This window comes from Wolbachia endosymbiont (group A) of Bibio marci (assembly GCF_947251645.1).
Taxonomy (GTDB): Bacteria; Pseudomonadota; Alphaproteobacteria; order Rickettsiales; family Anaplasmataceae; genus Wolbachia.
Map to the genome: position 1 here is coordinate 223,839 of NZ_OX366364.1, position 19,616 is coordinate 243,454.

Consider the following 19,616-nt stretch of genomic DNA (forward strand, 5'->3'; position numbering starts at 1 on the left):
TTCCGTTAAGCCTTCTTGCCAATTACCACAACATTCTCACTGGGAAAAAAATAATCAGGTACAGTCATATTTTTTGGTGCGGGCCCCCCAATTACTCGGCCTGATGTATCATAATATGAACCGTGGCAAGGACAGAACCAACCATTACCATCTCTTGTAGCATGGTCAACCGGTACACACCCAAGATGTGTACATATTCCGATCATGATTAACCATTCATCTTTTCCTTCGCATACTCTTTGCTCGTCTGACTGAGGATCCCTCAGGTTCTTCACATTCACAGCTCTTGCAACCTCAATTTCTTGCTTTGTGCGTCTACGAATGAATACTGGTTTACCTTGCCACTTTATTTTTACTCCGTGTCCTTCCTGAATTCCAGACAAATTCACCTCCTCTGTGGAAGTTGCTAGAACTTCAGCAGAAGGATTCATAGACTTAACCAGTGGCCAAAGTCCACTTGCAGCTCCTATACCCGCCATAGCGCATGTAGTTAATGTTATAAAATCTCTCCTACCCTTATTTTTAGTAAGATCTTTAACAGGAGGTGTTTTTTTATCCTCTTTGTCTACCAGTGGTTTTTTATTTTTAGTTAATTTTTTGTCCATTGATCTTTACTTAGCCATAAGTATATATTTTAATTTAAATACTGCGTATTAATCAACAAAAACTTGCGCTTTTTGTTTAACCTGTACTACGGTTGAGAAGAGATAGAGTTTTCAACTTCAAAAATACTATCTTCAGTGGAATCAGGATCTTCAATTTTCGCTACTGACACCACTTTTTCTCTACTCTCTGTTTTAAACAGAGTGACTCCTTGAGTGCTGCGTCCTGCAATTCTAATCTCATTGACCGAAATGCGAATTAACTTTCCTTTATCTGTAATAAGCATTATATTATCACCCTGCTCAACCGGAAAACTAGCAACAACATTACCGTTTCTGTTGGTAGTAAGAATATTGGTGATACCAACACCACCCCTGTTAGTTATTCTGTACTCATATGCAGAAGTTCTTTTACCAAAGCCATTTTCGGTAATAGTTAATATAAACTCCTCATTCACTGCAAGTTTTAAGAATAATTCGTTATCTATTCCTAAATCATTCAAAGTCTTTTCCAATTTAGAATCAATGGAGTTATTAATTGCAGTCCCCAGTCTTTTTGCAAGTGGAACTTTTAAGTAAAGTTCTTTTGTTTCTGTTGCTACACCTATCCCATTTAATATGGTCATGGATATCACGCTGTCATTCTTTACAAGTTTGATACCTCTTACGCCATCTGAATTGCGACTCTTAAATTGACGCACATCACTTACAACAAATCTGATACTTTTTCCAAGCGTTGTTGAAAGTAAAACATGATCAATTTCATTGCATACTTTAACCGATATTAATTTGTCTCCTTCATCGAGCTTTATTGCTATTTTTCCATTGCTTGGAATATAGTGAAAGTCCGCTAAAGAGTTACGCCTTATGTTTCCATAGGCAGTAGCAAAAACTATGTTTTGATTTTCGTCATTTTCACTTGGCAACGGCATTATATTAGTTATAGTTTCACCATCGCTAAGCGGAAATATGTTAACAAGCGCTCTTCCACGTGCAGTTGGTTCTGCAAGAGGCAACTTATAAACCTTTAATCTATAAACTCGGCCAATATTAGAAAAGAATAAAAGGCTAGTGTGGGTATTTTCAACAAATAATTTTGTGATCACATCCTCTTCTTTTAACCCCTGTCCTAGCTTTCCTTTTCCACCACGATGCTGAGTTTTGTAGTGAGAAAGCTTCACACGCTTGACATAACCATTCATAGTTACGGTTATCACCATATCCTCTTGTGGAATTAGATCTTCAGCTTCAATGTCCGTATCTGATTCCTCTATTGAAGTTTTTCGCGGCACAGCAAATCTGTTCTTTATTTCTTGTAAATTGTTTTTTATTTCCTTCATCAACTTCTCTTCTGAGCCAAGAAAAGCGATATATTCTTTTATCAGGTTGATCATTGAACTTAGCTCAGCTTCTAATTTGTCTTTTTCAAGGCCTGTTAAACGCTGCAGTTTCATATCAAGGATAGCCTTAATTTGTAGCTCAGTTAATCTATACACTCCATCTTTCAAAAAGCTTGCGCTATCTGAAATCAACTCAATAATAGTGTTGATTTCATTCGAAGTTTTCCATTCTTTATTTAAAAGTTCTCTACTTGCTTCCGCAGGATCTTTTGCACCGCGGATGATTTTTATCACTTCATCTATGCTGAGGACCGCAATGTAGAGCCCTATATATATATGAGCTTTTTCTCTCGTTTTTCTTAGACGAAATTCTGTTCTCCTGATTAATACTTCTTTTCTAAAATCAACAAAAGCAGCTATGATTTCTTTTAATGACATCAAAGCAGGCTTGTTGTTGTTGAGGACTAAAGTGTTAACACTAAAACTACTTTTTAGTGGAGTTAGTCCCAATATTTGATTAAGTATAAAACTTGCTTCAGCATTTCTTCTGAGGTCAATTACTACTCTAATACCAGACTTATCGGACTCATCCCTAATTTCTGTTATGCCATCAATTCTTTTTTCTTTTACAAGTTCACCTATCTTCTCAATTAATTTTACTTTATTTACCTGGTAAGGTATTTCATCAATCACTATTGCTTGCCTATCTTGTGGCAGGTCTTCCATGTGAGTCTTGCCTTGCACAACAATTGATCCACGACCCGTTGCAAATGCTGATCTTATTCCAGACCTTCCAAGAATCGTTCCCCCAGTTGGGAAATCCGGCCCTGGCATCACTTCAAGTAACTCATCCAAAGTAACTTCAGGATTATCTACATATAATATACAAGCATCTATTATTTCTCCAAGATTATGAGAAGGAATATTGGTTGCCATACCAACTGCAACACCACTTGCACCGTTTACCAGTAGATTCGGAAACTCTGCAGGCAGCACAACAGGCTCTGTTTCATTTCCATCGTAGTTTGGCCTAAAATTAACAGTATCTTCGTCAATATCATTTAGTAAAAAGTGTGACACCTTCTGAAGCCTTGCTTCTGTGTATCGCATTGAAGCTGGTGGATCTCCGTCTATTGAACCAAAGTTACCTTGCCCATCAATAAGTGGTAAAAGAAGAGAGAAATCTTGAGCCATTCTAACCAAGGAATCGTAAATAGCTGCATCACCATGTGGGTGATATTTCCCCATTACATCCCCTACTATACGAGCTGCTTTTTTATATGGCTTACCGGCATCGAATCCAGCTCTCGACATTGCATATAATATGCGCCTATGAACAGGTTTAAATCCATCTCGCACGTCAGGTATAGCCCGGCTTATGATAACGCTCATTGCGTAGGAGAGATAAGAATCTTCCAGCTCTTTTACTATTGAGATTGGTACTATATTATCCTGCATTTTCTATACTTTGATCGAAGTAATTAATAATACTAACATTTAGTTAAGCAAATGGGCAATGACAGACTTGAACTGCCGACCTCCTCGGTGTAAACGAGATGCTCTACCAGCTGAGCTAATTGCCCCTTTAGATGTAATTCTATAGTTCAATATTATTATTGTAAACAAAAATAGCGATAAATTGTATCCGTTCAGCAGAGTGGCAAAATAGGTAGACAAGGTGATCTAAAAAGGTAATCATAGGGTAAATGTGAGGTAAGTCCTTACAATAAATGGTGTCATCCCAGTGCCCAGACACTGGGATCCAGGTTACTATATATGAAAAGTTATTATGTCTATATACTTGCAAGTGAACGAAATGGAACCCTGTATATAGGTATAACATCAAATTTAATTAAACGAATTTGGGAGCATAAAAGCAAAGCCATTTCCGGTTTCACGTCAAAGTACAATGTTAGTAAATTAGTCTACTCTGAGGAGTTTCAAGACATAAATTTAGCAATTAGTAAAGAAAAGCTTCTAAAAAGCTGGCAGAGAAAATGGAAAATAAACTTAATTGAAAAAACAAATCAAGAATGGAAAGATTTATATGATGAAATCGTATCTGGATTCCAGACTGGAATGACACCATTTGTTGCATAACTGTACGAACATTGTGATTTGGGCCTACCAGAAGGGCAATGCCTCTTATTCAAGTACCCTCTTCTTGTCATTCCAGTCTGGAATCCAGTTTTCCATATAATCTCATCAAAAATGTTTATTTTCTAGCTACTTTTATACTTATCAACTCAGTATGCTTACTTACAATTAAAATTCCTGGATCCCAGTGTCAAGCACTGGGATGACACCCTCCTGATGGGCCAAAATCACAATGTTCGTACAGTTATGCATTTGTTGTGCAAATTACCTTTGCAAACAAATGTTCGTACAGCTGTGCGTCACGCACTTTGCTTCAATATTTGCACATTAGCCACTCCCCTGAACAGATACGATAAATTAGATTTAGGTAAGCTATAAGCTTTTATGAAATCTTTGGGTGCATACTGTGGAGTTTTATAAATTTTAGTCTTGCTGTCACTTTGTATAAAGGTATTTTTTCACTCACATCTTTCGAAGTTGTAGCCATGTTCAACAACTTTAAGTAGAATATTGTAGCATTTTTAAAATCTGAAAGTTTATCTAGAATAACAGCTAAATTATAGGTATAAAAAATATTGTTTTCATCAAGGGAAATAGCAGTTATCATATACTCCTTACCTTTTACATAATCCTCCTTTTTCATATAAATCAGACCTAAATTTGCTAATAAAGGAGCATAATTTTTATGTATATCATACAATTTTAACATTTCACTCAACGCCAGATCAGGATCATGTTGTGAGATTATCGTCAGAAAATTTTTTAATATGTAAGGGTTACTAGGGTGTTCTTTTAACAGTCTTGTGTAAATCTCTACAGCTTTTTTGTATTCTTTATTAACGTAATAAATGTTCCCCAATCCAATTAAAGCATTTTTATGATAAGGAAACTTTGCGATAGTCTGATTAAGGAGAGAAATAGCTATCTCATTATCTCCTAACTCAAAAGAATCTTTTGCTTTTTTTAAAGTAGAGTATATGTCAAAACTCTTGCCAGAATTCTGCGCAATTTTGATATTAAATTTATCACTTTTTCTCTCAATAACATCAAGATCTTTATATTTTTTATCAGCTTTTATATGCTTGACAACACTATCAAAGGCCTTCTGTATCTCCAAATTTTCACTAGCATAGGTAACAGAAGACCTACATAAAATCACAATGCAAATTAACATGCAGACAAACATAGATCCTAGTGTTGTGGCATTGGCTGCAGCGTGTAACCAGTAAACCTTATTTTTTTGAGCTATGCGCAACACATTACAAATTTATAAATGCTAAATTACCTATCTCATACAATAATAAAGATATTATTAATTAGCGGGACGAACATGCTGTGTTGCCTTTTAGAACGCACTTATCTTTTGTCTTCTATATTTTGCTTTATTAGACTTCTTGCATAACCCAAACTTAAGTAGAAAAAAGGCAAATAGTTAATATAGCTCTAAGTTTACCGATGATAAGAACCGTCATTCAAGTAGCCCCTCCCTGCCATCTAAGTAGCCTTCTTCTCCTGTCATCCCAGCACCTTCTTCCTGTTATCTAAGTAGCTGACTACTTGGATCCAGAAAACTTAACTTTAAATAAGTGGCTGCATCTAGATTCCAGACTGGAATGACAAGGCTATAAGCGTCAACACTGGGTTAGCCCAAGCGAGACGTCATACCGCCACGAACCGTCATACCGCCGCGGTATCTCTAGATCCCGCTAACAAGCAGCGGGATGACGAGCTTATCGTCATTCCACCACAAACCGTCATACCGCCGCGGTATCTCTAGATCCCGCTAACACGTAGCGGAATGACGATTGTCAGGCTAGCTGTCATCCCAGTTTGGAATCCAGGAAAAAGAATGGTGTCATCCCAGTGCCCAGACACTGGGATCCAGGAAAGTTTGCTTGTTTACAAGCAAACTAGCATAGAAAGTGGTTACAACGTTTTCGATGAGATTATATGGAAAACTGGATTCCAGTGTCAAGCACTGGAATGACATCACAGGGGCACTGGAATGACACCTCTCTTGGGCTCTTTTAGCTATAAACATTAAGAAATTTACCAAATAAAAAAAAGGCAAAAGAAGCCCTGGGGTTATTATCCGCTTTAAAATATTGGCGTTTTTTATGTTTTAAACGCTTGACAAGCGAGATTCAGCCGCTTTTAATTGCAACTAACCTACGCTGCAAATGTTTAAGAAATTTACTAAGCAGAAAAAAAGACAAAGAATCCCCGAGTTAGCTAGTCCTTTACTATCTCTGTCGAGTATTGGCATTTTTTGATGTCTTGTAACGCTTTATAAGCGCGTTCAGCTTATTTAGATAAAAATCTAGATGTAGATGAAGTTTTGTAAAGACATACAGTATCTATATACTGCAAAAAATTGAACATAAGACGCCGATACATTAAGTAATCCTTACCTTTTAATCTGCAGATTGGCGAAAGCAAATACAATAGCTTCAGTTTCATGATAAGAGGGCTGGCAAGGCTTGTCAAGGAAGTTTTTTCGTTTCTACTGAATGACAATTGTGGTTTGGGAGGTGATGCAAGAAGTCTATTTCCACAAAAATGCTTCAATTTATCTTAACATTTTGTCAACTACCTTTGTAGGAATGACAATTTAAAAGGGCATCTTTACATATTCCATATGGCTGCCAGTTGCACCCTTCACATGCGTAATCAAATTTCTTTAAAGACATTTTCTCTCTAATCTTTTTTACTGCCTCATTCCAAGTTAAAGCCTCGCCAATTTTTATTCCTAAAATTTCCATATGCCTTCTATCTAGCTGTAAAACTTTAGCTTGTGTGGTGCATTCACCTTGTTTAGTCTGATTTGGACAAGCACTACAGATACTATCAAGGTTACCAACTACTTCGATTTGAGTGTTAGGATCACTAATTACTTTGCTTGCTATCTTTTTATAATTTTCTACAAAACCCTGAGAATACCCATATCCCCGAAACGCGAGGGTGCACATAAAATGATGAGGGCGAAATTTTATCATTTTTTCAAATATTGCAAAGCTGCTACAAGTAGAAAAATTTTTACCAAACCAGGAAGGATAAATGGTAAAACACCCACCATTATTGCTTGTTCCAGACCCAAGTAAACAGCAAGCCAACTGGTACCACATATAAAAATCATAGCTGTGCCAACTATACAACTAAAAGAATTGCGCGCGAGTAATTCACATTTAAGGCTTAAGAGTTCATTTACTTCGCCCATCACTATGACAGCAGCTAAACAGCCAATTAAATATCCACCTGTTGGTCTGAGAAAAATGTGATAACCACCAGAAAAATTCGCAAGAACAGGCAATCCTGCTGCACCAAGTGATAGATATGTAAGCACAGAATAGAATGCTGTTCTGCGGTTAAATTTAAGCCCAATAAGCATTACTCCTAAAGTTTGCAATGTGATAGGCACAGGCTGCAATGGTATGCTTATTTGAGCCATCAAGAATAAAAGTAAAACGCAAGACAATATTTCAGCCAGTGTTGATCTACTGCTAGATTGTGTTATAAACATACCTTCCCAATAAAAATAACTTATAAAATGTAATATATATAAGAGGTTTTGCAATTTAAATTTTGCTTATATTGTGCTACAATGAATTATTTATGCACTATTAAATTAAAAATGATAAGTAAACAAGATCTATTATCGTTGATGAAAGCAAGACACAGCGGACGTTCATACGATCCTACAAGAGCAATATCTCAGGAAGACATGGATATTTTAATGGAAGCTGTAAGGCTGACTCCCTCATGTTTTGGTGATGAACCTTGGAGATATGTGATATGCAACAAACAGAACAATCAAAGCGCATGGGAAAAGCTGCTAAATTGTCTTGATGAATCTAATCAAAAATGGGCAAAAGATGCACAAGTGTTAATCATATCTTTCAGTGCTAAAAATTTCCGCAAATCTGGTAAAGGAGAAAATCTTTGGGCTAATCACGACACTGGTGCAGCGAATTATGGACTTATGTTACAAGCTGCAGCTATGAACTTAATGGCCCATCAAATGGGTGGATTTGATAGAGATAAAATAGTGAAAGAGTTCAATATACCCAATGACTTTAACGTAATGTCAGTGATAGCGGTTGGTTACGAAGAAGAGGGTGCTGAAATCAAAGAGAAAAAAAGAAGGTCAGTAGAAGAAATATTTTTCTACGATGAGTGGCCAAAATTCTGAAAATTTTATCAAAATGCACGGTACTGGCAATAATTTTGTTATCATAGACTCACGTTCAGCAAATGATTTAAATTGGAACTATAAAAAAATTGCTAACCAAAACGGTTGCGATCAAGTCATAGTGATAACAAACTCCAGTTTAGCCGATTGCTTTATGCATATCTATAATGCTGATGGTAGCAAAGCTGAAATGTGCGGAAATGCAGCACGTTGCGTTGGATATTTGCTAATGTCAGAAAAAGGTGCTGAATACTCCATTATTGAGCTAACAAGCAAACGCATTTTAGAGTGTTTTAAAGTGGGTGATAAATCCATAAAGGTTAACATGGGTAAACCTTTGCTAAAATGGCATGAAATTCCCTTGTCTACTGAGTGTGACACTCTTCACTTACCTATAGAGCTTGAAATGCTAAAAGATCCTGTTGCAGTAAATATTGGCAATCCTCACATAGTTTTTTTTGTTGATAACATAAGTGAAATACCATTGCGAAATTTAGGACCAAAGCTAGAAAATCACGCATTATTTCCTCAGAAAATTAATGTTAGTATTGCACAAGTTGAAAAGTCTGGAGAAATAGCTTTAAGAGTTTGGGAAAGAGGTACAGGCATTACTGCATCGTGCGGTAGTGCAGCCTGTGCAGCACTTGTTGCATCCACACTACGTGGATATCTGGCTGCCCAACAGACTTCAGTAGATTTACCAGGAGGTAAGTTATTAATCGAATGGGCAAATAACGTATTCATGACCGGTGATATAGGATTTTTGTGATAATTGTTTTCACAATGCAAAAACCACTTAACAAACTTCGCCAGCCCCCTTATCATGATGCTGAAGGTATTCAGTTATCTTCATCTGTGCAGATTAAACAGCAAAAAAACAACGTAGTTGGCGTCTTATTTTTAATTTTTTGCACTATGTGCACCTTATGTCTTCACAATATTTCTGGGTTTTTACTTATATAAGCTGAAACGCGCTTATAAGTCGTTTAAGACAGTATAGTACGCCAATTTGAAGGATTAGAGAGTGAACACTAATTACCACGGGATTTCTTTTGCCTTTTTTTCTGCTTAGTAAATTTCTTAAACATTTTAGCTAAGGTTAGTTGCACTTAAAAGCAGCTAAATTGCAGTGTTTAAGACTTAAAAAACGCCAATACTGAAAATAGACAGTGACCAGGGTTTCTTTTGCCTTTTTTTTCGTTTGGTAAATTTCTTAACGTTTATAGCTAACATGAAGCTAAGTACGAACTTTGTTAAACACAACAAATGGTGTCATGCCAGTGCTTGACACTGGCATCCAGCCTTCCTGCAATCTCATCGAAAACGTTGTATTTCAACGTAAAACATCTATTTTTATGCTTATCAACTTAGCTGGATCCCAGTGTCAAGCACTGGGATGACATTATAGGGGCGCTGGCCTGACAATCGTCATCCCGCTACGTGTTAGCGGAATCTATGCTAAGAGATACCGCGAATGAATCGCGGTATGACGGTTCGCGGCGGTATAGTAATTCGTCATCCCGCTATGTGTTAGCGGGATCTAGAGATACCGCGGCGGTATGACGGTTCGCGGTGGCATGACGATAACCTCGTCATCCCGCTGCTTGTTAGAGGATGAGATACCGCGAATGAATCGCGGTGTGACGGTTCGCGGCGGTATAGTGATTCGTCATCCCGCTACGTGTTAGAGGATGAGATACCGCGGCGGTATGACGTAGAGTCAGCGTTAGCTATAACACAACACTTTTATACTCACCAAATCAGTTTGCTTGCTTACAAGCAAACTTTCCTGGATCCAAGTAGTCAAGGCACTGGGATGACATCATTCTTGGTCCCTTATATCACAACGTTCGTACAGTTGCGTTTTAGGTTAGGCACTGATGCATTACTTCCAAAACTTTTTTACCAATCACCGCAGGAGTCTCTGCAATTGCAATTCCAGCGCTCCGCATAACTTCTAGTTTTGCACCAGCACTTCCACCACTGGAAGAGATGATTGCTCCAGCGTGTCCCATACGTCTTCCTGGAGGTGCTGTTTGACCTGCTACAAAACCAACGATTGGCTTTTTAGTTTTTTCTGTTTTCACAAAATGTGATACATCTTCTTCTTCGTTTCCACCTATTTCACCAATAACTACAATACCATGAGTATCGTCATCTTTTAAAAAGAGCTCCATACAGTCGACAAATGTCATACCATGAATTGGATCTCCCCCAATTCCGATACACGTGGATTGACCAAGACCAACAGCGGTTGTTTGTGCTACTGCCTCGTAAGTCAAAGTTCCAGAGCGAGACATAATTCCTATGTGTCCACGCTTATGGATATGGCCAGGCATAATTCCTATTTTGCACTCTTCAGGCGTAATAATTCCCGGACAGTTGGGACCAACCAATCGACTTTTTGAATCAACAAGCGCGCGCTTAACTTTCACCATATCAAGTATAGGAATGCCCTCTGTAATACAAACTATCAATTCTATTTTTGCATCTATTGCTTCAAGTATTGCAGCAGCAGCAAATTTAGCAGGTACATATATTACCGTGGCATTCGCATCAGTTTTTTCTCTAGCTTCTGCTACAGTATTAAAAACCGGTAAATTAAGGTGAGTGCTACCACCCTTTCCAGGAGTTACACCGCCAACCATTTTCGTCCCGTAGTCAATAGCTTGCTCTGAATGAAACGTACCTTGTGCACCAGTAAAACCCTGGCATATTAATCTTGTATCTTTATTTACTAAAACGGACATGCTTTATTTTACCTCTTTTACTATCTTTTGCGCAGCTTCATCTAGCTCATCTGCAGCAATAATATTTAATCCTGACTCTTCTAAAATTTTTTTTCCTTCTTCAAAATTAGTACCTGATAATCTAACCACTAGAGGAACTTTAATGCTCATTTCTTTTGCAGCCGCAACAATTCCACTTGCGATAATATCGCAACGCATTATACCACCAAATATGTTAACCAAAATTCCTCTTACGTTGCTATCAGACAATATGATTTTAAATGCTTCAGTTACAGTTTCTTTACTCGCTCCACCACCAACATCCAAAAAGTTAGCAGGCTCTGCTCCGTAGTATTTTATTATATCCATTGTTGCCATAGCAAGACCTGCACCGTTTACCATGCAACCAATACTGCCATCCATTTTGATGTAACTGAGCCCATACTTTGAAGCCTCTATCTCTTCTTTCACTTCTTCATCATAATCACGAAGTTCCATAATTTCTGGGTGACGATATAAAGCATTATCATCGAAATTAATTTTCGCATCGAGCGCAATAAAATCTCCAGAACTTGTTTCAACCAGTGGATTAATTTCAATTTGGCTCGCATCAGTTGCAATAAACGCATCATATATATTTTTTGCAACATTTGTTATTTTTTCTATTTGTTCTGAACTCAAATTAAAGCTGCTGCTTAACTTGCTGCTATCAAAACTTGTAGCAAGATCAATATCAAATTTCACAATTTTTGCGGGAGAATTTTTCGCCACTTCTTCGATGTCCATTCCACCTTCTGAGGAAAATATGAATATTGGCCTACTGAGCTTCGGGTCAATTACCAGGCTTAGGTAATACTCTTTCTTAATGCTTGAGCCTTCTTCAATGTATACTCTTCTTACTTGCTGCCCGCTTGGCCCTGTTTGATGAGTAACTAAAGTCATACCAATCATGTCCTTTACAAACTGTTGAGCTTCTTCAGCTGACTTTGCTAGCTTTACGCCACCGGCTTTACCCCTACCACCTGCATGAATTTGAGCTTTAACTACAAACACGTCAGATTTTAATTGACTTACTTGAGTCTTTACTTCTTCCGCAGATGTAGCAACAAAACCTTTTGGCACTGGGACATTAAATTTATGCAAAACTTCTTTCGCTTGATATTCGTGAATATTCATAAAATAACCAATGATAAACTATTAACTTGAGTACAAACTACCAACCATAACGCTGCCTTCTGCACTCTTGTTGGTACCTCTTTTTTTTAGCTTCAGCTTTCTTTTTGGCTCTTTTTTCTGATTTTTTTTCATGATATTGTTTTTTCATTTTCAACCCTCTTCCTTCCTTTTGAATTGTTTTTTTCAATACTGGAAGAGCTCTGTCTACATCACCATAATGGACTGATACTTCTATCAAACTCTATACCTCCTTCGGTAATCATTTCAAAATCTATTTATAAATTAGAAAATTAACATTGTCAATTATTTTATAAACTTGAGCATTAAAATATAATATGCCATAATTTACATGATAAATGATGTCATTCCAGTGTCAGCTACTTGCTTACTGATGGAGATTGCTCTTATGTTACAGCGTTTTTACAATTATACTAACATCGGGGCGGAGAGATTTGAACTCCCGACCCTTTGGTCCCAAACCAAATGCGCTACCAGGCTGCGCTACGCCCCGACTTCTTTACTCAGAGTATCAATAACTCAGGCAAAATGCAAGATTCATTTGTTTACTTTAGAAAAAATATAATACGAGATTTAATATTATCTTAGAATATGTTTTTTATTAGCTCCTCTTTAACAACAGAGAAGGTACTAGGATGACACCATCTGGATGCAAATTTCCTTAAACGTTCGTATAACTCAAAACTTTACTTTAGATCAAACTGCTGTATAGTGACTTTATAGCTTCAATTTTGTAATGAACATACCTAGTATAGGAAATTGTGATCTTCACAATAAAACCGTCTTACTCAGAGTTGATTTCAATGTTCCTATAAAAGATGGAGAAATTCGTGACGTCACTCGTATTTTGAGAGCATTGCCTACTATTCAGTATTTAGTAAATGCGAGTGCAAAGATTATTATTATATCGCATTTCGGACGCCCAAAGGCCAGAGACAATAATCTGTCGCTAAAAAATGTAATTGACACTTTATCGCAGTTACTAAATAAAAAAGTGAAATTCATTGATGATTGCGTTGGTGAAAAAGTGCAAAAAGCAGTGAGTGCTATGGATGCAAGAGATATAATATTACTAGAGAATCTAAGATTTTATAAAGAGGAAGAGCAAAGTGACTCAAATTTTGCCAAACAACTAGCATCTCTAGCGGATATATATGTAAATGATGCATTTTCTTGCTCTCACAGAGCTCACGCTTCTATTTCACGCATTACAGAATTTTTACCCTCCTATGCAGGATTTTGCTTACAAGATGAGCTAAAGTATCTTGAAAAAGCTGTATCGTTTAAAGCTAAACCTATTACTGCGATAGTTGGGGGAGCTAAAATATCAACTAAGATAAAAATGCTTATAAAGCTAACAGAAAAGGTTGATTACCTAGTTCTAGGTGGTGCAATTGCTAATAATTTTTTGTCATTTAGCAAAGTAAATATAGGGAAATCTTTCTTTCAAAATGGTGTTGACAACCTTCTACATAATATTGTTGAAACAGCAAATAAAAACAATTGCAAAATAGTTGTGCCAGAAGACGTTCTGGTTGCAGTAAACTCTGATTACAGCACTAGTATTTCAAGAAAAACTGAGTCCATTTTGGACGGTGATATAATTTTGGATATCGGACCACAAACTTTGAGTACAATAAGCAGTATAATAGCAAGCAGTAAGACTCTGCTGTGGAATGGACCTATTGGTGTTTTTGAACATTCAGCTTTTGCAAGTGGTACAATAGGGGTAATGAAAGTCGTAAGTGACTTAACGCACAAAGGAAAGTTAACCAGCATAATAGGGGGAGGCGATAGTCTATCTGCAATAAGCGCTGCAGGCCTTACCGATAAGGATTTTACATGTGTTTCCACTGGTGGAGGAGCGTTTTTAAGTTGGCTGGGTGGCGATGAAATGCCGGGAGTTGCTGCTCTGCAAAAATGATTAGATTAAAACTTTTTTTAATTGTTTCTTATAAGATAGCTTTTTTGTGAACGTGATTATGTCGAAGACAGTTAAACTAATTTTGTGTTTAATAATACCAATAATAGGATTTATTTTTTATATTAAGGATCATTATTTTCACACCGGCTATGTAGAAGAAAATGTTAAGGTCAATTTTGAACCATTTTTTAGTTCACAACCAGCCACCGTTTCCAGAATTAACTGACTTCGATAGAGGAGTGTTGAAAGTTTGTGGAGATTGAGGAGCACATCCAGATAAAGAAGATTTCAAAATTTTACTTAGTTGTCCGCAGCATCAAGAAGTAGTGAAAGGAATATATGATGAGCTTGATCATCAAGTGATTACGCCAGATGCGGATTTGGAGTTATTTAAAGATGAACTGGCTAACATTTGGTTTACAAATAGTGGAAGTGAAAAAGAAACTATAGGGTTTGGACATATTTTTTGTGGTGAGCCAAACGATAAATTAGGTGGTATGCATTTTGTAGGTAAATATGTTGAAGCTCAAGAAGATAAATGGGCAGGTGCAATTTGGAATCCTATGCAATAAATCAGATATTAAGCCACCAGTTTATACATTTGGAATGAAATATTTAGGTAAGAATGGGGAAGTCATTCCGCTACGTGTTAGCGCCGCGGCGGTATGATGTAGGAAAACCTTAGCTATAGCTTTAGAACTCCCAAAAGGTCAGGAACATTGAATGACTTGACAGAAAGTTCAAAATAAATTACCCATATAAAATGTCCTTGAGTCATAATTTTTTATATGTTAGATGTGGTATCAATTGCTTCAGATCATGCTGGTTATGAATTAAAATCAGAAATAAAATCCTATCTGGAAACCCTAGGTTATAGAATGGTAGATCAAGGCTGTACTGCTAAGCAAAAGTGTGTAGATTACCCAGACTATGCTGTTAAAGTTGTAGAAGATATAACAAACAAAAAAGCAAATTATGGGATATTAATTTGTGGTACAGGTTTGGGCATGAGTACTGTGGCAAATCGTTTTGAAGGAATCTACGCTGCTTTATGTAACAGTGTTGAGATCGCAAAATTAGCTCGCGAGCATGGCAACGCAAATGTACTGTGTCTTGGTGCAGGATTTACTGCGAGTGGATTAGAAAAAGACATAGTCAAACAATTCCTCGAAACAGAATTTTCAAAAGAAAGCAGACATAAAAAACGCCTTGATAAACTCAGCAATATAACCTCTAAGAAAAAAAAAACAAAAACTTATAACGAAGATGAAATATCAAAATTCGCTAAAATAGCAGGCCAGTGGTGGGATGAGAACGGCAAATTCAAACCATTGCACATGATGAATCCTGTTAGAGTATCTTACATTATTGAGAAAATAAAAGAGTTAAAAAAATGCGATTTAAAAGAATTATCATTGCTTGATGTTGGATGCGGTGGTGGCATTTTGTCAGAGTCAATGGCACGCGTTGGCATTAACGTTGTGGGAATAGATGTATGTGAAGAAAACATCAAAGTAGCGCATTCACATGCGAAAAAAGTAGGGTTAAATATAGAATACACGCACACCAGCATTGAAGAGTTAAGCAATGACAAGAAGTACGACGTGGTTCTGCTGATGGAAGTAGTTGAGCATGTAGATAATTTAGAATTCTTTATGAGAAGAGCAATAGAACTGCTAAAACCGGAGGGGTTAATCTTTATATCCTCAATAAATAGAACTATCAAATCCTTCTGCCTTGCAATAATTGGTGCAGAGTACATATTAAATTGGCTGCCAAAAGGTACACATAACTGGAATAAATTTCTCAAGCCGTCAGAAATTGCAAATCACTTAAGAGAAAATAATGTAACGCTGCAAAACATGGCTGGCATGGAGTACAACGTGATAAAGCGTGAGTGGAATCTAACTAAAGGCGTGGATGTTAATTATATACTTTATGGAAACATTGTAGTTTGAGAAGGTTCTAATGTCATCCGAGTAGCTTGACTACTTGGATCCAGAAAAAAGAATGGTGTCATGAAAGTAGCTAACACTGGTTCCTTTATGACGATGTTATCCCATTTGGTGTCATTCCAGTCTGGAATCCAGCCTTTCCATAATCATCAAAACGTTGTATTTTAACGTAAAACAGCTATTTTTATGCTCACCAACTTAATAAAATTCCTGGATTCCAGCGTTACGCGCTGGAATGACAGCAGTCCTACGTCATACCGCCGCGGTATCTCTTAGCCGCTAACACGTAGCGGGATGACGATTGTTGGTGAACCTAAGTTACTTTAGCTATATATAAAAGGTTTAAGTGGTTGTATTGATGTATCTTTGTATTAGAAAACACCCAACAAGCAGAGTTGTAAGTGGGATAAACCACAAAATGTAAGTGCTAGGTGGTACGATTATAATTGAATTGCCGTAAGAATTTTTTAACTCTGAGATTATCTCTTCATCAGTGTATCCATCATTGATTTTTTTACGAATTGCTTCTCGCATATCATACGCAATCTGAGATCCAGATTCAGACAATGATTCGCCAGAACATATTGGACACCTTATTATTTCAAATAAACTGGTTGCTCGTTTTTCCATGCTTTTATCTCTGAGTTTATTATCCAGAGTAAAAGCGTTTACGCCTGAGTGGAATATCAATATGAAAAGTAAACTAACTACTGCTCTCATCCTTGGTTAATTGGGTTATTTTACCAAGTTGGTTCATAAAATCAGTAGTGGATAACTTTCCAATAAAGCTTGACCCTACATCATCATCGTACTTTATTGAAAATTGAATGCCATCATCAGTTGTTTTTTCTGATAAGGAAGACATTAATTTTTCAAACACATCTGAAGTTTTTGAGTCACCAATCATAAACGAGATTAATTCTTTATAATTTGATATGGCCACGTTGATTTTGTCTTTAAATGAAGACGTAACCAAATTATAATTTTGCACTCCACCATCTGCAGCAAGAGAAAAATTATTACTTTGAATTAAAAGTTTCTCTATGTTGAAATTAATTCTGGAAGCTGAGATGTGGTTTACAAATTCGTAATCAAATTTAGTGTCGATACTAAGGTAACTTTCAGGACTTGCAGTATTTTTATACCGATAAGTATAAGAATCAAATCCTAGTTTAGTATTTCCACTTGGTTCTTTATCGAGGTGAAATTGAATGTAATTGCTTTTATCATTCACTTCAGTTATAACACTTTGCTGATTTTCTAAAACATCACATTTTAATCCATAATCTTCGTAACGAAGTGTATCTATATAGTCTATCACGGTACTATTTTTGTTGAATTGCAGTGAAGATGGTAAATCGTTTAGTCTAACAACAAAGTGGCTGCTATCGTTTGTGTGGCATTTTATATTCTTTTTCTCATCACTATGAACAGTAATATCAACTTCATTACTTGGTGTATAAATATATACTGATTTATCAAATAATCTGTTTTTCACCAGTAGAGCTTTAGATGAAATACTCAATTGCTCATTGGAAAATTTTGGGTTTGTCACGTGGAAGATTAGATTAAAAGGAAATCCGCTAAAATCATATGAGATGTCAAATTTTTCGTCATTGATGTAGGATATTGTTTCAGCTAAAAGATTTTTTGTCTTCCATGCAGAAAGATACCAGAAACCGCTATATGCTGTTGGAACAAACAAGCATAAAGAGACGATAATATAGATAAAAACCTTACGCATAGCTAATCACTCCCTTGTTTATCCAGCGATATATTTCTTGTACCTCTTGGTATATTAACACACAAACCATCAATATCTTTTGTTATTTTAATTTGGCACCCTAGTCTTGATGTCTCTGTTAAGCCAAAAGCCAGATCTAACATATCGTTTTCCTCATCAGATATGGGGTTATGTGTTTCTACAGCATCATAGAATTTTGGGTCAACAATTACATGGCATGTAGAACAAGCAAGAGAGCCTTCACATGCACCTTCAAGCAGATCTGGATCACTTCTGTGGGCTAAATTAAGCAAAGTTTCTCCCTCTGCAGCTTCATAGCTTTTCTTACTCCCATCAGGTAAAATAAAAGTAACAGATGGCATATTATTCCTATTAAAATCCTTACTAATTTCTCTATATCCTACAGGTAATAACTAATATTTGCAAACTCTTTACAATTCCAGTACCTATTTCTTGTTATCCAAGTATCTCCTTTAGCATAGATCCCGCTAACAAGCAGCGGGATGACGATTGTCAGGGTGTCATCCCAGCGCCCCTATGATGTCATTCAAGTAGCTGACACTGGTTCCTTTATGATGATGTCATGCCAGTGCTTGACACTGGGATGGCTTTGTTGCATCGCACCTTATACTGGTAGTAATTTACGATAAATATCATGTAGCCATTTCAAATTTAGCCATACCAATTTCAGTAAATTGATTAAGCAAATAGCACTTAATCAGCAATTCTTTTTCGCGATTTACTTCGGATTTATTCCTAAAGCTGAATCCAAATATTTGCTTTAATCTTGAGAAAAACCCTTCAATATAAGATCTTTTCCCATAATTTACTTCTTTTTTCCATTCTTTCACGCCATCTTCACCGTATAATTTTATTAACCTAATAGCAGCATTTCTGTCAGACATATAATCTATTTCTGGATGTTCTGCCGCATTGTTTATTGGTGGAATTTTTGCCTTTATATCATATTCGTGACACAATTTGTAAAACTTGTGCCTATCATATGCCCTATCTGCATATAGTGCTTTTATGATATGCTGAAAATTAACTTCTTTAAGCAAATCGCAAGCTCCATAGTGATTAGAGTAGACACCGTTACTGTATTTTACAGCTATGGCTTTTTTGCTGTTTATATTCAACATTACATGCAATTTTCTTGTCTGTTCATAGCCACGATATTTTCTGTTAGCGCTATTTTCCTTGCTGTGACCAGGGGTATTGTTGTAAATGCTGATACCTGTACTATCTATAGCAATTTCGATGTCTTCCATATTATTTTTATCAATTCTGCAATCATTGATCTTAATATTAAGTTTCTTAAACCTTCTTGATGCTTGTGAATAGCTGATAACTGCTAAATCTCTTCCTATTTGTTGCATATATCCTTTTATAAACCCCACCGTTTGTCTTAAACCAATTCTAAAAAGATTGACAATTATATGCACCAAAATCACAACTTTATCACTGTAAATATAGTTGCCGCCTTGCATTTTTGGACTATTTTCATACCAATTTTCTATGGCTTCATTGATATAATGAAAAATATTTCCTCTTTCCTGGAGAAATTTGTTATATTCATTTTGGTTACTGACTTTCATTTTCTGTGGCATATTTTTTCTTCAACAGTTAAATGGTTATTTATAATGAATTTTGTCAGTAGCCACCAGATTTTTTCGGTTGCTATGCAACAAAGCCCACTGGGATCCAGAAGACTTAATTTCAACCAAGTGGCTGCATAATAAAGGCTGGATTCCAGTGTCAAGCACTGGCATGACAGCAGTCCTACGTCATACCGCCGCGGTATCTCTTAGCCGCTAACACGTAGCGGGATACTTAACCATC

General features: G+C 36.5%; 21 protein-coding genes, 2 tRNA genes and 2 pseudogenes. 10 read left to right on the forward strand and 15 right to left on the reverse strand.

What is annotated here, in order from left to right:
• Positions 1–5 precede the first annotated feature (5 nt).
• The 3 genes from petA to OPR48_RS01310 form a co-directional block, all read right to left on the reverse strand.
• Entirely contained in the window at positions 6–605 is a 600-nt protein-coding gene (gene petA, locus OPR48_RS01300; protein ID WP_265026247.1) for a ubiquinol-cytochrome c reductase iron-sulfur subunit, read from the reverse strand.
• Between the two features lie 86 nt (positions 606–691).
• Complete coding sequence (gyrA, locus tag OPR48_RS01305) at positions 692–3,400, reverse strand: DNA topoisomerase (ATP-hydrolyzing) subunit A (protein ID WP_265026248.1); 2,709 nt, start codon at positions 3,398–3,400, stop codon at positions 692–694.
• A 52-nt stretch (positions 3,401–3,452) separates the two neighbouring features.
• Positions 3,453–3,525: transfer RNA gene (locus OPR48_RS01310), tRNA-Val, on the reverse strand.
• 193 nt (positions 3,526–3,718) lie between these two features.
• On the opposite strand from OPR48_RS01310, the gene OPR48_RS01315 reads away from it, so the two are divergent.
• A complete protein-coding gene (locus OPR48_RS01315; protein ID WP_265026250.1) occupies positions 3,719–4,042 on the forward strand; it encodes a GIY-YIG nuclease family protein in 324 nt (107 codons plus the stop codon).
• Positions 4,043–4,080: 38 nt separating this feature from the next.
• Positions 4,081–4,245, forward strand: coding sequence for a hypothetical protein (locus OPR48_RS01320; RefSeq protein ID WP_265026251.1), 165 nt, complete (start codon positions 4,081–4,083; stop codon positions 4,243–4,245).
• Between the two features lie 176 nt (positions 4,246–4,421).
• Here the strand turns inward: OPR48_RS01320 and OPR48_RS01325 are convergent, their stop codons facing one another.
• The 4 genes from OPR48_RS01325 to OPR48_RS01340 form a co-directional block, all read right to left on the reverse strand.
• A complete protein-coding gene (locus OPR48_RS01325) occupies positions 4,422–5,297 on the reverse strand; it encodes a tetratricopeptide repeat protein (protein WP_265026252.1) in 876 nt (291 codons plus the stop codon).
• A gap of 597 nt (positions 5,298–5,894) precedes the next feature.
• Complete coding sequence (locus OPR48_RS01330) at positions 5,895–6,095, reverse strand: hypothetical protein (RefSeq protein WP_265025499.1); 201 nt, start codon at positions 6,093–6,095, stop codon at positions 5,895–5,897.
• 529 nt (positions 6,096–6,624) lie between these two features.
• Positions 6,625–7,035, reverse strand: coding sequence for a DUF1284 domain-containing protein (locus tag OPR48_RS01335; protein WP_265026253.1), 411 nt, complete (start codon positions 7,033–7,035; stop codon positions 6,625–6,627).
• Positions 7,032–7,559, reverse strand: a complete 528-nt coding sequence (locus tag OPR48_RS01340; RefSeq protein ID WP_265026254.1) for a biotin transporter BioY — start codon at positions 7,557–7,559, stop codon at positions 7,032–7,034. The genes OPR48_RS01335 and OPR48_RS01340 overlap by 4 nt, the downstream gene beginning before the upstream one ends.
• Before the next feature lie 81 nt (positions 7,560–7,640).
• Here OPR48_RS01340 and OPR48_RS01345 point away from each other — a divergent pair, with 81 nt between their 5' ends.
• The 3 genes from OPR48_RS01345 (at position 7,641) to OPR48_RS01355 (ending at position 9,628) form a co-directional block, all read left to right on the forward strand.
• Positions 7,641–8,228 (forward strand): nitroreductase family protein, encoded by a 588-nt coding sequence (locus tag OPR48_RS01345; RefSeq protein ID WP_265026255.1) that lies wholly within the window; start codon positions 7,641–7,643, stop codon positions 8,226–8,228.
• Entirely contained in the window at positions 8,209–8,997 is a 789-nt protein-coding gene (gene dapF / locus OPR48_RS01350) for a diaminopimelate epimerase (RefSeq protein WP_265026256.1), read from the forward strand. The genes OPR48_RS01345 and dapF overlap by 20 nt, the downstream gene beginning before the upstream one ends.
• A 481-nt stretch (positions 8,998–9,478) precedes the next feature.
• Positions 9,479–9,628, forward strand: coding sequence for a hypothetical protein (locus OPR48_RS01355; RefSeq protein ID WP_265026257.1), 150 nt, complete (start codon positions 9,479–9,481; stop codon positions 9,626–9,628).
• Positions 9,629–10,093: 465 nt separating this feature from the next.
• On the opposite strand, the gene sucD is transcribed toward OPR48_RS01355, so the two are convergent.
• The 4 genes from sucD to OPR48_RS01375 form a co-directional block, all read right to left on the reverse strand.
• A complete protein-coding gene (sucD, locus tag OPR48_RS01360) occupies positions 10,094–10,978 on the reverse strand; it encodes a succinate--CoA ligase subunit alpha (RefSeq protein ID WP_265026258.1) in 885 nt (294 codons plus the stop codon).
• 3 nt (positions 10,979–10,981) lie between these two features.
• Positions 10,982–12,133 carry an ADP-forming succinate--CoA ligase subunit beta gene (sucC, locus tag OPR48_RS01365; protein ID WP_265026259.1) on the reverse strand — a complete coding sequence of 384 codons (1,152 nt, stop codon included), beginning with the start codon at positions 12,131–12,133 and terminating at the stop codon, positions 10,982–10,984.
• Between the two features lie 37 nt (positions 12,134–12,170).
• Positions 12,171–12,371 (reverse strand): 30S ribosomal protein S21, encoded by a 201-nt coding sequence (rpsU, locus tag OPR48_RS01370; protein ID WP_006279819.1) that lies wholly within the window; start codon positions 12,369–12,371, stop codon positions 12,171–12,173.
• A gap of 199 nt (positions 12,372–12,570) precedes the next feature.
• A tRNA-Pro gene (locus tag OPR48_RS01375) sits at positions 12,571–12,644 on the reverse strand.
• Positions 12,645–12,887: 243 nt separating this feature from the next.
• On the opposite strand from OPR48_RS01375, the gene OPR48_RS01380 reads away from it, so the two are divergent.
• From OPR48_RS01380 to ubiG, 3 genes and pseudogenes are all read left to right on the forward strand, one after another.
• The gene (locus OPR48_RS01380) at positions 12,888–14,075 is read left to right on the forward strand and encodes a phosphoglycerate kinase (RefSeq protein WP_265026260.1); all 1,188 of its coding nucleotides are present in this window, start codon (positions 12,888–12,890) and stop codon (positions 14,073–14,075) included.
• 58 nt (positions 14,076–14,133) lie between these two features.
• Positions 14,134–14,711 (forward strand): annotated as a pseudogene (locus OPR48_RS07460) (EndoU domain-containing protein); the annotation flags it as partial.
• 152 nt (positions 14,712–14,863) lie between these two features.
• Positions 14,864–16,033, forward strand: a complete 1,170-nt coding sequence (gene ubiG / locus OPR48_RS01390) for a bifunctional 2-polyprenyl-6-hydroxyphenol methylase/3-demethylubiquinol 3-O-methyltransferase UbiG (protein WP_265026262.1) — start codon at positions 14,864–14,866, stop codon at positions 16,031–16,033.
• Positions 16,034–16,372: 339 nt separating this feature from the next.
• Here the strand turns inward: ubiG and OPR48_RS01395 are convergent, their stop codons facing one another.
• From OPR48_RS01395 to OPR48_RS01405, 3 genes are read right to left on the reverse strand one after another with little or no spacing between them, the layout of a single operon-like run.
• Positions 16,373–16,750 carry a cytochrome c-type biogenesis protein gene (locus OPR48_RS01395; RefSeq protein WP_265026263.1) on the reverse strand — a complete coding sequence of 126 codons (378 nt, stop codon included), beginning with the start codon at positions 16,748–16,750 and terminating at the stop codon, positions 16,373–16,375.
• Positions 16,734–17,774: a hypothetical protein gene (locus OPR48_RS01400; RefSeq protein WP_265026264.1), complete on the reverse strand. Its 1,041-nt coding sequence runs from the start codon at positions 17,772–17,774 to the stop codon at positions 16,734–16,736. The genes OPR48_RS01395 and OPR48_RS01400 overlap by 17 nt, the downstream gene beginning before the upstream one ends.
• A gap of 2 nt (positions 17,775–17,776) precedes the next feature.
• The gene (locus OPR48_RS01405; RefSeq protein WP_265026265.1) at positions 17,777–18,136 is read right to left on the reverse strand and encodes a ferredoxin family 2Fe-2S iron-sulfur cluster binding protein; all 360 of its coding nucleotides are present in this window, start codon (positions 18,134–18,136) and stop codon (positions 17,777–17,779) included.
• Between the two features lie 141 nt (positions 18,137–18,277).
• Between OPR48_RS01405 and OPR48_RS01410 the strand changes: the two genes are divergently transcribed.
• Positions 18,278–18,424 (forward strand): hypothetical protein, encoded by a 147-nt coding sequence (locus OPR48_RS01410; RefSeq protein ID WP_265026266.1) that lies wholly within the window; start codon positions 18,278–18,280, stop codon positions 18,422–18,424.
• Positions 18,425–18,427: 3 nt separating this feature from the next.
• Here the strand turns inward: OPR48_RS01410 and OPR48_RS01415 are convergent, their stop codons facing one another.
• Positions 18,428–19,384, reverse strand: coding sequence for an IS5 family transposase (locus OPR48_RS01415; protein WP_265026000.1), 957 nt, complete (start codon positions 19,382–19,384; stop codon positions 18,428–18,430).
• Between the two features lie 85 nt (positions 19,385–19,469).
• On the opposite strand from OPR48_RS01415, the pseudogene OPR48_RS07465 reads away from it, so the two are divergent.
• Positions 19,470–19,550, forward strand: a pseudogene (locus OPR48_RS07465) (WPE palindromic element domain-containing protein); the annotation flags it as partial.
• Positions 19,551–19,616: the final 66 nt, after the last annotated feature.

Coding starts and splice junctions, on each gene's coding strand:
- sucC (WP_265026259.1), bottom strand. CDS start 12,133: ATGAATATTCACGAATATCAAGCGAAAGAAGTTTTGCATAAATTTAAT.
- OPR48_RS01335 (WP_265026253.1), bottom strand. CDS start 7,035: ATGATAAAATTTCGCCCTCATCATTTTATGTGCACCCTCGCGTTTCGG.
- OPR48_RS01405 (WP_265026265.1), bottom strand. CDS start 18,136: ATGCCATCTGTTACTTTTATTTTACCTGATGGGAGTAAGAAAAGCTAT.
- OPR48_RS01340 (WP_265026254.1), bottom strand. CDS start 7,559: ATGTTTATAACACAATCTAGCAGTAGATCAACACTGGCTGAAATATTG.
- petA (WP_265026247.1), bottom strand. CDS start 605: ATGGACAAAAAATTAACTAAAAATAAAAAACCACTGGTAGACAAAGAG.
- ubiG (WP_265026262.1), top strand. CDS start 14,864: ATGTTAGATGTGGTATCAATTGCTTCAGATCATGCTGGTTATGAATTA.
- OPR48_RS01395 (WP_265026263.1), bottom strand. CDS start 16,750: ATGAGAGCAGTAGTTAGTTTACTTTTCATATTGATATTCCACTCAGGC.
- dapF (WP_265026256.1), top strand. CDS start 8,209: ATGAGTGGCCAAAATTCTGAAAATTTTATCAAAATGCACGGTACTGGC.
- gyrA (WP_265026248.1), bottom strand. CDS start 3,400: ATGCAGGATAATATAGTACCAATCTCAATAGTAAAAGAGCTGGAAGAT.
- OPR48_RS01410 (WP_265026266.1), top strand. CDS start 18,278: ATGACGATTGTCAGGGTGTCATCCCAGCGCCCCTATGATGTCATTCAA.
- OPR48_RS01380 (WP_265026260.1), top strand. CDS start 12,888: ATGAACATACCTAGTATAGGAAATTGTGATCTTCACAATAAAACCGTC.
- OPR48_RS01400 (WP_265026264.1), bottom strand. CDS start 17,774: ATGCGTAAGGTTTTTATCTATATTATCGTCTCTTTATGCTTGTTTGTT.
- OPR48_RS01345 (WP_265026255.1), top strand. CDS start 7,641: ATGAATTATTTATGCACTATTAAATTAAAAATGATAAGTAAACAAGAT.
- OPR48_RS01415 (WP_265026000.1), bottom strand. CDS start 19,384: ATGCCACAGAAAATGAAAGTCAGTAACCAAAATGAATATAACAAATTT.
- OPR48_RS01315 (WP_265026250.1), top strand. CDS start 3,719: ATGAAAAGTTATTATGTCTATATACTTGCAAGTGAACGAAATGGAACC.
- OPR48_RS01320 (WP_265026251.1), top strand. CDS start 4,081: ATGCCTCTTATTCAAGTACCCTCTTCTTGTCATTCCAGTCTGGAATCC.
- sucD (WP_265026258.1), bottom strand. CDS start 10,978: ATGTCCGTTTTAGTAAATAAAGATACAAGATTAATATGCCAGGGTTTT.